General features: G+C 64.8%; 9 protein-coding genes. 2 read left to right on the top strand and 7 right to left on the bottom strand.

Annotated features, from left to right (window positions below):
• Nucleotides 1–9: 9 nt before the first annotated feature.
• The 6 genes from ACF8FB_RS21740 to ACF8FB_RS21765 are packed head-to-tail and all read right to left on the bottom strand — an operon-like array spanning nucleotide 10 to nucleotide 7,192.
• Nucleotides 10–999 (bottom strand): siderophore ABC transporter substrate-binding protein, encoded by a 990-nt coding sequence (locus tag ACF8FB_RS21740; protein WP_014591457.1) that lies wholly within the window; start codon nucleotides 997–999, stop codon nucleotides 10–12.
• Nucleotides 996–1,772 (bottom strand): ABC transporter ATP-binding protein, encoded by a 777-nt coding sequence (locus tag ACF8FB_RS21745; protein ID WP_064491494.1) that lies wholly within the window; start codon nucleotides 1,770–1,772, stop codon nucleotides 996–998. Before ACF8FB_RS21745 ends, ACF8FB_RS21740 begins: the two co-directional genes overlap by 4 nt.
• Nucleotides 1,769–2,710, bottom strand: a complete 942-nt coding sequence (locus ACF8FB_RS21750; protein WP_010953515.1) for an iron chelate uptake ABC transporter family permease subunit — start codon at nucleotides 2,708–2,710, stop codon at nucleotides 1,769–1,771. Before ACF8FB_RS21750 ends, ACF8FB_RS21745 begins: the two co-directional genes overlap by 4 nt.
• Nucleotides 2,707–3,648 (bottom strand): ABC transporter permease, encoded by a 942-nt coding sequence (locus tag ACF8FB_RS21755; RefSeq protein ID WP_010953516.1) that lies wholly within the window; start codon nucleotides 3,646–3,648, stop codon nucleotides 2,707–2,709. The genes ACF8FB_RS21750 and ACF8FB_RS21755 overlap by 4 nt, the downstream gene beginning before the upstream one ends.
• A complete protein-coding gene (locus ACF8FB_RS21760) occupies nucleotides 3,648–5,405 on the bottom strand; it encodes an ABC transporter ATP-binding protein (RefSeq protein ID WP_049588131.1) in 1,758 nt (585 codons plus the stop codon). Before ACF8FB_RS21760 ends, ACF8FB_RS21755 begins: the two co-directional genes overlap by 1 nt.
• Nucleotides 5,399–7,192 (bottom strand): ABC transporter ATP-binding protein, encoded by a 1,794-nt coding sequence (locus ACF8FB_RS21765; RefSeq protein ID WP_392511947.1) that lies wholly within the window; start codon nucleotides 7,190–7,192, stop codon nucleotides 5,399–5,401. The genes ACF8FB_RS21760 and ACF8FB_RS21765 overlap by 7 nt, the downstream gene beginning before the upstream one ends.
• Nucleotides 7,193–7,301: 109 nt before the next feature.
• Between ACF8FB_RS21765 and ACF8FB_RS21770 the strand changes: the two genes are divergently transcribed.
• Nucleotides 7,302–7,913, top strand: coding sequence for a TetR/AcrR family transcriptional regulator (locus ACF8FB_RS21770; protein ID WP_392490186.1), 612 nt, complete (start codon nucleotides 7,302–7,304; stop codon nucleotides 7,911–7,913).
• Nucleotides 7,914–8,118: 205 nt separating this feature from the next.
• A complete protein-coding gene (locus ACF8FB_RS21775) occupies nucleotides 8,119–11,025 on the top strand; it encodes an HD domain-containing phosphohydrolase (RefSeq protein ID WP_392511949.1) in 2,907 nt (968 codons plus the stop codon).
• A 108-nt stretch (nucleotides 11,026–11,133) separates the two neighbouring features.
• Here the strand turns inward: ACF8FB_RS21775 and ACF8FB_RS21780 are convergent, their stop codons facing one another.
• The gene (locus tag ACF8FB_RS21780; RefSeq protein WP_392511951.1) at nucleotides 11,134–12,846 is read right to left on the bottom strand and encodes an FAD-dependent oxidoreductase; all 1,713 of its coding nucleotides are present in this window, start codon (nucleotides 12,844–12,846) and stop codon (nucleotides 11,134–11,136) included.
• Nucleotides 12,847–12,911 lie beyond the last annotated feature (65 nt).

Genomic DNA, 12,911 nt, shown 5'->3' on the forward strand with positions numbered 1-12,911 from the left:
AGGAAGTGCCTAGTCCTGATAGCCCCTGATCACGTCATCCGCGATCAAAGCCAGTGAGGTCGGGCTGGCGGCCGTGACGTACCAGGCCTGCGGGTCGACGAACACCACGCGGCCGTGCTTCCAGGCGTTGGTCTGGCGCAGCAGGGGGTTGTCCAAGGTGTCTGCTGTCATCATTGGGCGGTGCTCCATGACGGCGGTGCGATCCACCACATAGAGGATGTCGGGGTTGGCCTGCTGGATGAACTCACTGGAAATCGGCTGGCCATGCAGGCCGGTATCCAGGGTAGTGGTGGCCGGCTTGACGCCCAGGTCATTGAAGATGAAGCCGTAGCGCGACTGCACGCCGAAGGCGCTGAAGGCGCCGTTGTTGTGCAGCACCACCAGGGCCCGCTCCGGGCGGTCGCGGGTGACGCTGCGCGCCTGGGCCAGCTTGGCCTCCAGGGCGTCAGCCTTGCGCTGGGCCAAGCCTTGCTTGCCGAACACCTGCCCAAGGCTGAGCAGGTGCTGCCTGACCATGGCGACATGCCCGGTTTCGCTGTCGCGATAGTCCACATCGAAGTGCAGGGTCGGCGCCATTTCGCTCAGTTCGTCATAGTGGTTGGCCTGCAGCGAGGTGATCAGGATCAGGTCAGGCCGCGCCGCATGCACCCGCTCCAGGTTGGGCTGCACGATCGAGCCGACATCTGCCGTTTGCCCGGCATCCTTATAGCGTGCAAGAAAGTCCGGCACGAAGTCCTTGGGCATGCCCGCCACGGGTACGCCCAACTGGTCGAGGAAGTCCACTTCGTTCATGTCCAGAGCCACCGTGCGCTGTGGCAGTTGACTGATCACTGTGGTGCCCAGCTTGTGCTGTACGGTTAACGGCGTGTAGTCGCCATGGCGCGTGGTGTTCGCCGGTGCCGCTGTGGCTGCCGTGGGCTCGTTGCAGCCGTGCAGGGCGAGGGTGGCGGCTAGCAGTAGCGCCAATGGCCAGCCGTTGGCGGGGTGGTTGCGGTTCATTGCTGTTCTCCGGGTGGGTTGAAGTAGTTGCACAGGCGGCCGCGCGCGCTGTGGGTGATGTCGAAATCCAGCCCGTACAGCGCGTGCAGCTGTCGCTCGGTCACAACCTGCTCGACGCTGCCGCTGCAATGCACACGGCCACCCTGCATGGCGACGATGCAGTCGGAGTAGGCGGCTGCAAAGTTGATGTCGTGCACCACCAAAATCACCGTGCGGCCGAACTCGTCGCACAGCCGACGCAGGGCGCGCATGATCTGCACGGCGTGGCGCATGTCGAGGTTGTTCAACGGCTCGTCCAGCAGCAGATAGTCGGTCTGTTGGGCGATGGTCATGGCCAGAAAGGCCATTTGCCGCTGGCCGCCGCTGAGTTCATCTAGGTAGGCCTGGCGCAGCGGCTCCAGGGACAGAAAGGCAATGGCCTGGTCGATGGCCCGACGGTCTGCAGCGGTGAGCGCACCACGGCTGTAGGGGAAGCGGCCGAACGCGACCAGTTCGTCGACGGTCAGGCGCAGGTTGAAGTCGACCGACTGGCGCAGGGTGGCCACGCGCCGGGCATAGTCGCCGATGGCGATGCTGTCGATGCTTTGCCCGTCCAGGCGTATGTCACCGCTGGCAGGCGCCAGCAGCCGGGCCAGCATCATCAGCAAGGTGGACTTGCCGGCGCCATTGGGGCCGATCAGCGAGGTCAGCTGCCCGCGTGGGAAGCTGGCGCTTACCCCGCTCAACACCTCTTTGCTGCCATAGGTTTTGTGCAGGTCGTGGACAGTAATCATGCGGCTCCCCGGTTGCGCACCATCAGGGCGAGGAAGTAGGTGCCACACACCAGGTTCACGAGGATGCCGACGGTGGTCCTGTAGTTGAACACATGCTCGACCAGCAACTGGGCGGCAATGAACACGGCAATGGCCACGGCGCTGCCGAGGGCCAGGGTGACCCGGTGGCGGAAGGTACCGGCCATCGCATAGGTGATGTTGGCGACGAACACGCCCATGAATGCCGTGGGCCCCAACAGGCTGGTCGACACCGCGACCAACGCTGCGATCAGCGCCAGCAGCAGGCGCACGTTGCGCCGGTAGTCCACGCCCAGTGAAATGGCCTGGTCGCGTCCGAGTGCCAGCACGTCCAGCACCGGTACGGCCCGGGCCAGCAGCACACACACGCCCGCCACCAGCACGGCCGAATACAGCAGCAACTGCGGCGATGCCCGGTTGAACGAAGCCTGGGTGTAGCCCAGCAGCATCGAGAACTCGCCGGGGCTGACTTTCAGCTGGACGAACTGGGTGAACGTGGCCATGACCATGGTCAGCACCAGGCCGACCAGCAGCAGGAAGTACACGTTGTTTTTGCCGTCACGAAACAGCCAGCGGTGCAGGGCCCAGGAGTAGCCGAGCATCAGTAGCATCGAGAGCAGGAAATTGCCGTCACTGCCGAGCAGGATCAGCCCCTGCACGCCCATGCCCAGCACCAGCAGCGCCTGCAGCAGCAGGTACACGGCTTCGTAGCCCATGATCGCCGGGGTGAGGATGCGATTGCCGGAAAGGGTCTGGAAGGCGATGGCGGAGCAGGCCACGCACACGCCACCGATCACCATGGCCGCCAGGCGCACAAGGCGCTTGGGGATGAGGTAGGCGAAATCCGCCCCAGCGTTGACGAACACGAACAGCGTGGCCAGAGCGACCACGGCCAGCCACAAGCAGTGTCGGCCTTTCATCGCTGCCTCCAGATGATCAGCCCGAGGAAGATCAGCCCGCCCAGGCCGCCTGCAGTCAGGCCGATGGGCACTTCGAACGGGTAGATCAGCAACCGCCCGAGCAGGTCGCAGACCAGCAGCAAGGCCGCACCGCCCAGCGCCACCAGTGGCAGGGTGCGGCGCAGGTTGTCGCCATGGCGCAGGGCGACCAGGTTGGACACCACCAGGCCGACGAAGGGGATGGCGCCGACGATGATCACGCTGGCCGACACCGTCACTGCTACCAGCAGCAGGCCCACCGTCACGTTGGCGGTGTAGTTCAGGCCCAGGCTGGTGGCCATGCCTTCGCCCATGCCCAGCACGGTGAAGCGCTGTGCGTACAGGTAGGTGAGCAACACGATCGGTACAATCAGGTAGAGAATTTCGTAGCGGCCCTGCACCACCTTGGAAAAATCACCCAGTAACCAGCCCTGCATGCTTTGCAGCAGGTTGAAGCGGTAGGCGTAGAACTCGGCCAGCGCACTCAGCACGCCGCCGTACATCAGACCGATGACCGGCACCAGCACCGCGTTGCGGGCGCGTATGCGGCGGATGAGGGCGACAAACAGCAGGCTGGCGGCAAAGCACACGGCCAGTGCGAACAGCATGCGCAGCAGTGCCCCGGCCGCGGGCGCCAGGCCCAGCGACAGCAGGATGCCCAGGCGCGCGGCATCGAGCCCGCCGGTGGTGCCGGGTTCAACGAAACGGTTGCGCACGATCTGCTGCAGGATCACACCGCATACCGCCAGCCCGACACCCACCAGTATCAAGGCGGCCAGCCGTGGCAGGCGGCTTGCGGTCAGGGTCAGCCAGGCGTCGCCTTGCAGGGTAAGCAACTGAGACCAGGCCAGCTCACGAACGCCGACAGCCAGTGAGGCCGCGCACAACACCAGGAACAGGATGAGGCATGCAACACGCATCAGTCGTGTTCCACCCTCGGTGCCCCGATGCGCCAGCCGTTGGCGGCGTGGCGCTGTTCGAGCATGCGTGCATAGTGCCCGCCATTGGCGCGCAGTGTGGCCGGTGTGCCTTGTTCGACAACCTGCCCGGCGTCCAGCACCACGATATGGTCGGCCATGGCCACGGTGCTGAGCTGGTGTGCGATGACCACCAAGGTGCAACGCCCATGCAGGCTGTGCAGCGTCTGGGCAATCACGGCCTGGTTCTCGGCATCAAGGGCGGCGGTGGCTTCGTCCACCAGCAGTACTGGTGCTTGCCTGATCAGCGCACGGGCAATGGTCACACGCTGGCGTTCGCCACCGGAAAGCTGCGCACCACCTTCGCCCACGGACGTATCGAGGCCCCCGCGCAGCCGTTCGAGGGTGTGTCCCAAGCCGGCCATGTGCGCCGCTTGCAGTACCTCGGCGTCGCTGGCATCGGGTTTGCCGATACGGATGTTGTCGGCGATGCTGCCCTGGAACAGCCAGGTGTCCTGCAGTACTTGGCTGACTGTGTCGGTCAGGCTGGCGCGGGCCATTTGCCGCACGTCGACGCCGCCAATGCGCACACTGCCTTCGGTGGTATCGAAGAACCGTGCAATCAGGCGCATCAGTGATGTCTTGCCTGAGCCCGAGGCGCCGATGACGGCGGTCATGCTGCCTGCCGGGATGTGCAGGTTCACGTTTTGCAGCACGTCGGGCCCGGTGGGATTGTAGCGCAAGCTCACCCCTTGCAGGTTGATTGCGCCGCCCACCGGCCGGTGGGGCGAGGCGGGTTCTGGCAACGGCTTGGCTGCCAGGATCCGTTCGATTTCCTGCAGCTGGCCATGGGCCCCGCGCAGGATCTCGACATGGCTGGCCACGTCCTGCAGCGGGTCGATGAAGCGGCACACCAGCACCAGTGCCACGATCACCGCAACTGCGTCCTGCGCTTGGCCACCCGCCTGATCGCCGAACCACAGGCCGGCGGCCACCAACAGCGCGGCAAATGTTGCCTGCACGGCCCAACTGTTGAGCAGTGCTGACAGCGAAGCACGAATGATCAGGCCCATGCCGCTGCTGCGCTGGCGCTCCAGGCTTTGCGCCAGCAACCGTGTGCCCCCACCCTCCCCATTGAAGGCCCGCAGCACCGACTGTGCCTGGGCGAACTCCACCATACGCTGGCTGGCGGCGGCGAAGTGCTGGTGAAAGGCGTGATCGGCCCGGCGCCCCAGGCGTGCGCTGAACAGCAGCACTGCAGCCAGCGCCGGCAGCGCTAGCAGGGCGACAAGCCCCAGCGGCGGGTGCAGGATGAACAGCGCAACCAACAGCACCAGCGGCGTGACGCTGCTACTGATCAAGGGCGTGAGCACATGGGCCGGCAGTTGGGCCACAGCCATCGTGCCCTGGGTGATCACATGCCCGAGCCGCGCGGTGTTGTCAGGGGTGAACCAACCCAGTGGCAGCTGTGCTACCTGGGCGCCAATGTGCTGGCGGCCGCCTTGCAGCACCGCTACCGCCAAGCTTATGCCGGCCTTTTCCACCTGGCGTCGCCAGGCCCAGCACAGCGTCAAGCCGGCGGCCAGCACGACCAACCAGGCACTGGCAGCGTGTATTTCGCTGTTCAGTAGGTGCAGCATGAGCGGCGCCAGGGTACTGATGGTCAGGCCACTGAATACCCCGTACAGCACGGTCATCAGCAGGTAACGGCGCCAGGCCGGGGCGCATTCGCCCAGCAGTCGAACGAAGGTTTTCAGCATGCTGGCAGCGCCTTTTTCACGGTGTCCTGATAACCACCCTGCGCCCACAGCCGTGCATAAAGGCCTTGGCGGTTGAGCAATTCGCTGTGGCGCCCTTGTTCACACAGGGCGCCTTGGTCCAGCACCAGGATCTGGTCGGCATGCATCACCGTGTCCAGCCGGTGGGCGATGACCAGTAGGGTGCGACCCCGGGCGAAACGCGACAGGGCATCCTGGATCGCCGCCTCGCTCTCGGCGTCGGCGGCTGCGGTGGCCTCGTCCAGTACCAGCACGGGCGGGTCGAGCAGCACGGCGCGAGCAATGCTCAGGCGCTGCTGTTCGCCCCCGGACAATTGCGCGTCTTCGCCCACCACCGAGTCATAGCCACGCGGCAGTTGCAGGATGCGTGTGTGAATGTTGGCCAGGCGCGCAGCCGCTTCGACTTGTTCGCGGGTTGCAGCCGGTTTGCCCAGGGCGATGTTGTCGGCCACGCTTGCATGGATCAGCCGCACCTCCTGCAGCACGAAACCTATGCGTCGGTACAGTTCGCGGCTCTCGATCTGCCGCAGGTCGACGCCACCCAGGGTGATGCACCCGGCGTCTGGGTCGAAAAACCGTAGCAGCAGGCGCGCCAGGGTCGACTTGCCGGCGCCAGAGGGGCCGACGATGGCGGTCGTGGTGCCGGGGGCCAAGGTGAAGCTGACGTCATCGAGCACGTTGTTGCCGGGGGCGTAGGCATGGCTCAGTTGCTCCACGCGCAGTTCGCTGCCGTTGGGCAGGCTGCCAACCGCAGGGGCCGGCAGCACCGGGGTGTCCAGCAGGGCCTGCACCCGCTGGGCCGCCCCCACCGCGTTGTTGAGGTCGTGGGTAATGTAGTGCAACAACTGTAGCGGCGCGCACAACCCAGGTGTGACCAAGGCAAAGGGCAGTATCTGTAGCGGCTCTATCCAGCCCAGGGCCACGAACGCCATGCCTGCCAGCAGCACCACACCCACTACGGTCACCGGCGCGATCAAGGCATTGGCCCGTGCCATCGCCGCAACCAGTGGGCGGGTGAAACCGATGAAGGTGTTGGCAAAGGCATCGACCGCTGCACGGTAGCGGTCCTGCGCGTTGCCGCGCCCGCCGAATGCTTTGACCAGCGGCATGCCATTGACGAACTCGACCACCGCGTTGTCGATGCGCGCCATGCCCGCAACCACATCACCCATATGCGCTGCGCTGGCCTTGATGGCACGGTGCAGAAACAGGAAGAACGCCGGGAAGGGCAGCAGCACGACCACGGCAAGGCGCCAGTCCATGGCGAACAGGTAGGCCACGGAAATCAGCACGGCGCCCACGGTGCGGCCCAGTGTGGTGAAAAAGTGCGCGGTCAGGCTGTGCAGTGTGCCGATGTCGTCCTGCATGGCCCGTTTCACTTCGCTTGATGCCCGCTCGCTGAACCAGCCGAGCGGCACTTGCATCAGGCGCTGGCCGATCGCCACGCGCAGGTGATGGGTGATGTGGTTGTCGGCCTGGTGCGCCAGCATTTCGGCTGCGGTGATCAGGGTCATGCCAGTGAACAGGCTGGCGATGCTGGCTGCGATGGCCCGGCCAATGGCGCCCGATGTGGCGGTTTCGCTCAACGCCAGGTGTGCGATGTGCGCAATGCCTGCCAGAGGTACCAAAGCCAGCATCGAACCCGCCGCAGCCAGCACCGCCGCCAGCGCCAGCCGCCCGCGAATGGGGGAAAGCACACGGCTGAGCGGGCTGCGGGCTTTGTTTGTTGAAGGGGCGGCATCGTCAAGGGGCGTTGATGAATCGGACATGAAGCGGGCCTGGAAAGCTGCAAATTAATTAGTTGCATGACTATAAACTAATTTGCGAAAACCCGACAAGGCAGCTACAAGACTGTCTTCACAAAGCCTGGAGGAACCGATGCAACCACCACAACGCACCCCCGGACGCGGTCGCCCTCGCACCATCACCCGTGAACGGATTGCCGACGTGAGCATCGCCATCGGCTTGCCCAACCTCACGTTCGTTGGCGTGGCCGCTGCGTTGGGCGTAAGCCACATGGCGCTGTACAAGCATGTGCCGAACATCGAAGCACTCAAGTGCCTGGTGGCCGAGGAGATCTTTCAGCGCTGGCAGATCCCTAGGGCAGACGGAATTTGTGTAGAAGGGTTGCAGTCCTACCTGACGCGCTTTGCCACGTCGGTACAGGCATTCGTCAAGGCCCACCCGGGTCTGACGCCCTATGTGATCCGCAGGCTGGCAGCGACAGAAGCGATGATCGACAAGATCAATGACCACCAGGCGCACATCGCCCAGGCCTACGGCCTGAGCCTGGAACAGGCGCGCTGGTTGTTGTCGACGGTGGCGTTCCATGGCTTTGCCGTGGCCGATACGGTGTACACGGTGTCGGGGCGCGAGCCGCTGCTGGAGGCCGACCGGGCTGGCGAAGAATCGGAGATGGAAGTGGAATTGCTTGAGGGCATGCAGGCGCTGATTGTCGGGGCGTTGGTCATGCTGGAGCAGCGGGTTTGAGCCTCATGTAACGGCTGTGCGCCTTTTACTGCCCAGGTTAACTTTTTTGCCATCCCGGCAGAAAGCCCACGTACGCTCTACACTGCTGCCAAGATGGACCAGGGCAGCTTGCCACCATTTGGCCCGTCACGCTGCCTGCGAATGGCCCTGGCCTGCATGATCGTTCTGGCTGCTCCTTCAAACTGCCACACATGGAGTACCTGGAATGGGCTGCGTGTCGAATGGCCGTGTTGCCGGTAAAGCCGGGCGTGGCATCTCGCTGCAATGGCTGGTGGCGCTGGCCGTCGTGCTGGGCATGCTGCTGCTCGGCGCCGCCCTGGCCTGGCAGGGTTACCGCGGAATTCGCCAAACCCTCGTGGCCGCCGCTGGCGATGCCGCCCAGCAGGTTGCCAAGACGATCGACGAGCGGGCCAGGCGCCTGATCGAGCCGGCGCAAAGCAGCATTCGCCTGCTGGCTCACAACACGACGGTGCACACCCAGGCACAGCGCCTGGATCGGCTGCCACAGCTGGTGGAAATGCTGGACGCCAACCGCATGCTCAGCGCCGCCTATCTGGGTTACCCCAGCGGCGAGTTCCTGTTGGTGCGTCGCCTGCGTGACCCACAGCTGATGCAGCGTTTCGCCGCTCCACCGGGCACGGCTTTTCTGGTGCAGAGCGTCAGCCATGGCGACGGCGCCAAGGTGCAGGGCGAGTGGCGCTTTTATGATCGGGCGCTGAACTTGTTGCAGGCCCAGGCCAAACCTGACTATCGCTACGATCCACGCCTGCGCCCCTGGTTCGCTGAAGCCACGGTACAACCCTCTACTGTGCTGACGCGCCCCTATGTGTTCTTCACCACCCGCGAGGTCGGCTTGACCATGGCCCAACGTAGCGTCGACGGTGGCGCCGTGATCGGCCTGGATGTCTCGGTCAACGACCTGGCCAGCGAGACTCAGGACCTGCGCATGACCCCGGGTACCGAGATCGTGGTGGTCGATGACCAGGGCAACGTTGTCGCCTATCCGGACCCGCAGCGGGCAATCGTGCACGAAGGGCAAGGCGTGCGCCTGTCGCGTGTCGCCGAGCTGGGCGCTCCCAGCCTGGCGCGGCTATACGCTGACCTGCCGAAGGGCAACCAGCCTCAGCCTTATCAGGTGGACGGCCAGACCTGGTATGGCATTCGTGTGCAGCTGACCACCCTGGCCGGGCACGACTTGCACGTGCTGATTGCCGTACCAGGCCACGAGCTGATGGTGGGGGCACGCAAAGTCTTGTTCGAGCAGTTGCTCTGGACCGTGGCACTGATGGCCGTGTTGCTGGTGCTCGGCGGTGTGCTCGGCCGGCGCATTGGCCGCCCGCTGCGGCTGTTGCGCGAGCAGGTTCAAGGTTTGGCCAGTTTTGATTTCAGCCGTGAAGTGGGCGTGCACTCGCGGGTTTCCGAGGTGCGCGAGTTGAGCCGCGTGCTGAGCCGCATGTCCGGTACTATTCGCCACTTTCAGGCGATTACCCTTGCGCTCAGCCGCGAGCGAGACCTGGAGCGCATGCTCGATGGCGTGCTGAGCCATCTGGTAGAAGCTGCCGGGGGCGACGCCGGCGGGGTTTACCTGTACGACGCTGAACAGGCTTTGCTGCGCCTGGCCGCCTCGTGCCGCGGTGAACACTACCCAAGCGAGCTGGCAGTGGATGAAAGCGCCCGGCAGCACTTGGCTGCAACAGTGACCCAGGCCCTCGGCCTGCACGAACGCAGTCTGGCCGTGGTGCTGAATGACCGTAGCCAGGCACTGTTGGGCATCCTGGTCCTGCAAATGGGCGAAGAGCAGGCGCAGGAGCGGGTGGGCGAGGCATTTCGGCGCTTTGTCGAGGAGCTGTCCGGTGTGGCTGCAGTGGCCATCGAAACCCGCCAGTTGGTCGAAGCCCAGCAACGCCTGCTGGACGCCATGATCAAGCTGCTGGCAGACGCCATCGATGCCAAGAGCCCCTATACCGGTGGCCACTGCGAGCGGGTGCCTCAGCTGGCGCAGATGCTGCTGGATCAGGCAGTGGCAGCCGACAGCGGTCCGTTCGCCAGCTTCAGCATGACCGAGGCAGAGCGGTACGAGTTCCGTGTGGCAGCGTGGCTGCACGATTGTGGCAAGGTCACCAGCCCCGAGTACGTGGTGGACAAGGCGACCAAGCTGGAGACCCTGTACAACCGCATCCACGAAGTACGCATGCGTTTCGAAGTGCTGTGGCGCGATGCGGAGCTGGCTTATTGGCAAGGCCTGGCCAGCGGCGTCGACCAGCAGGTACTGAAAGCCGCACTGCAGCGAAGCCAGGCCGAGCTGCAGGACGACTTCGCTTTCGTCGCCCAGGCCAACATCGGCGGCGAGTTCATGCAGGACACCGATATCCAGCGCTTGCAGGTGATCGGCAAGCGACGCTGGCTGCGCCATTTCGATAACCGCCTGGGCATCTCCCGTGACGAGGCGGAACGCTTTGTCGGCGTGCCGCAGCCTGAACTACCGACAGAGGAGCCATTGCTGGCCGACCGCCCCGAGCACTGCGTGCCCTGGGGCACCCGCACGCCGCCGGTGGTGAAGGACGACCCGCGTAACATCTGGGGGTTCGACATGCATCTGCCAGGCCACGCCAGCAACTACGGCGAGCTGTACAACCTGTCGATCCGCCGTGGCACGCTGACTGACGAAGAACGCTTCAAGATCAACGAACACATCGTGCAGACCATCATCATGCTCAGTGCACTGCCGCTCCCGCGTCAGCTCAAGCGGGTACCCGACATCGCCGGCAACCACCACGAAAAGATGAACGGCAGCGGCTATCCGCGCCGTCTGGACGGGCAGGACCTGGGCATTGCCGAGCGAGTGATGGCGATTGCCGACATCTTCGAAGCACTGACGGCAGCAGACCGGCCATACAAACCCCCGAAGACGCTGTCCGAATCGGTGAAGATCCTGGTGGCCATGGCCCGCGAGGGGCACGTCGACGGGCAACTGCTACAGCTGTTCCTCAGCAGCGGGGTATACCGCCAATATGCCGAGCGCTTCCTGCGCACCGAGCAGATCGACGAGGTGGATGTGACCTACTGGCTGGCGCAAATTCAGGAGCGCAGCGCAGCGAGACCTGTGAACTGAGGGGTGACAGCACTGAAAAATCAGACCGCGTGGCGCTCGATTCAAGCGCCACGGCCTTTCCCGGCGTCCTCCTGCAGAGCGCCGACCACCCGGGTATTGGGGGTCAGCTCACTCATACCCCTGCACCCCGGCAATGTGCCGCCCGGCGACATAGCCAAAGGTCAGCGCCGGCCCCAGGTTGATGCCGCCCGACGGGTACCAGCCACCAAACACGCTGGCCATGTCGGTACCTACTGCATACAGGCCTGCAATCGGTTGCCCCGCCTCATCCAGTACACGGGCATTGCCGTCGGTGCGCAACCCGGCAAAGGTGCCAAAACAGCCGGGCTTTACTTTCACCGCATAGAACGGCCCGTGCTCGATGGGCGCCACGCAAGGGTTAGGGCCCTTGTGCTGTGGGTCACCCTGCTTGCGGTTGAACGGCGTGGAACCGCGGCCAAACGCCGGGTCCTGGCCGTTACGGGCATGGGTATTGAAGTCAGTGACCGTGGCGCGCAGCCCGGACGGGTCAATGCCGCAGGCCTGGGCGAGCTGCTCGAGCGTAGCGCCGCGTTTCAGGTAGCCGTTGCGCACATGCGGCCCTACCGGCAGCGGTGCCGGGCGGGCATGCCCCAGGCCATAGCAGCGCAAGAAGCGATGATCGCAAACCAGCCACGAGCACACCTCCTGGCCCTGCGGCACTGCAGCGACCATGGCCGACACATAGTCGTAATAGCCATGCGCTTCGTTGACGAAACGCTTGCCGTTGGCCAGCACGCCGATAACGCCCGGTTTGCCGCGCTCGATAATGTGCGGGAAGTGGCCGACGCTGCCGTCGCGATACGGCACCTGTGAAACCGGTGCCCAGGCCACTGGCGACTTCAGGTCGGTGGCAACCACGCCGCCGGCGGACTCGCCCAGCCGCAGGCCATCGCCAGAACACCCCTTGGGCGGCAGCGCCAGGTTGTCGTGGCCGCTGGCATCGCGCGGGAACAGTTGCTGGCGCCGGGCGTTGTCATTGGGGAAACCGCCTGCCGCCAGCACCACGGCCTTGGCGCGGATCAGCTGCTCGCCCTGTGGCGTCGCGACCCACGCCCCGCGCACCTGGCCACCCTCGATCAGCAGGCGTTTGGCCGGCGCCGACGCTTGCAGGTGCACACCCAGGTCCTGTGCCGATTTGGCCAGGCGCGCCACCAGTGCCACACCGTTGACCAGGTGCATGGCCCGACCATGGCGGGCCAGGTGGTACAGGTGGCGGCCAAAGCGCTTGCACACGTGCAGCAGGGCTTTGGGCGAGCGGGTCATGTTGAGGAAGGCGGCAAGGTCGGCACCGGCCATGATCGGCATGCCCATGAACGAGGTTTCGCGCATGGTCTTGCGCAAGCGTGGCAGCAGGGCGCCAACCTCGCGGGCATCGTAGGGCGCGGCGATCACCTGGTGGCCGCCAAGGGCTGCGCCTGGCGTATCGCCATGCATGTCCGGGATGCCGTTGCCGTCGGCAAACTGCAACGCCGTGTACTTCTCGAAAAACGCCACCATATGCGGGCACGCCTCAAGGAAGGCATCGACGCGCTCGGCATTGTAGTTTGTCCCCAGCTCATGGCGCAGATAAGTCCGCGGCTGTTCGATGTCTTCCTCGATGCCGGCCCTGCGCGCCAGCGGGTTGCGTGGCACCCAGGCCCAGCCGCCGGACCAGGCGGTGGCACCGCCAAACACCGGTTCTTTCTCCGCCACGATCACCTTCTGCCCATGCCAGGCAGCCGTGACGGCCGCCGCCAGCCCGGCGGCGCCAGAACCTATGACCAGTACATCGCATTCGGTTTCGAGAGGAGCGGAAGGCATTGCGGGTTTCCTGTGCTTTTATTAGAACAATGTTCCACATTCTTATCAGCAGCGGGTGGTCCTGC

The organism is Pseudomonas sp. yb_2 (assembly GCF_043103905.1).
GTDB classification, from domain to species: domain Bacteria; phylum Pseudomonadota; class Gammaproteobacteria; order Pseudomonadales; family Pseudomonadaceae; genus Aquipseudomonas; species Aquipseudomonas alloputida.

What these genes read in the sequence shown, in the direction of transcription:
- ACF8FB_RS21765 (WP_392511947.1), bottom strand. Translation starts at nt 7,192, where the DNA reads ATGTCCGATTCATCAACGCCCCTTGACGATGCCGCCCCTTCAACAAAC.
- ACF8FB_RS21775 (WP_392511949.1), top strand. Translation starts at nt 8,119, where the DNA reads ATGGGCTGCGTGTCGAATGGCCGTGTTGCCGGTAAAGCCGGGCGTGGC.
- ACF8FB_RS21740 (WP_014591457.1), bottom strand. Translation starts at nt 999, where the DNA reads ATGAACCGCAACCACCCCGCCAACGGCTGGCCATTGGCGCTACTGCTA.
- ACF8FB_RS21780 (WP_392511951.1), bottom strand. Translation starts at nt 12,846, where the DNA reads ATGCCTTCCGCTCCTCTCGAAACCGAATGCGATGTACTGGTCATAGGT.
- ACF8FB_RS21760 (WP_049588131.1), bottom strand. Translation starts at nt 5,405, where the DNA reads ATGCTGAAAACCTTCGTTCGACTGCTGGGCGAATGCGCCCCGGCCTGG.
- ACF8FB_RS21755 (WP_010953516.1), bottom strand. Translation starts at nt 3,648, where the DNA reads ATGCGTGTTGCATGCCTCATCCTGTTCCTGGTGTTGTGCGCGGCCTCA.
- ACF8FB_RS21770 (WP_392490186.1), top strand. Translation starts at nt 7,302, where the DNA reads ATGCAACCACCACAACGCACCCCCGGACGCGGTCGCCCTCGCACCATC.
- ACF8FB_RS21745 (WP_064491494.1), bottom strand. Translation starts at nt 1,772, where the DNA reads ATGATTACTGTCCACGACCTGCACAAAACCTATGGCAGCAAAGAGGTG.
- ACF8FB_RS21750 (WP_010953515.1), bottom strand. Translation starts at nt 2,710, where the DNA reads ATGAAAGGCCGACACTGCTTGTGGCTGGCCGTGGTCGCTCTGGCCACG.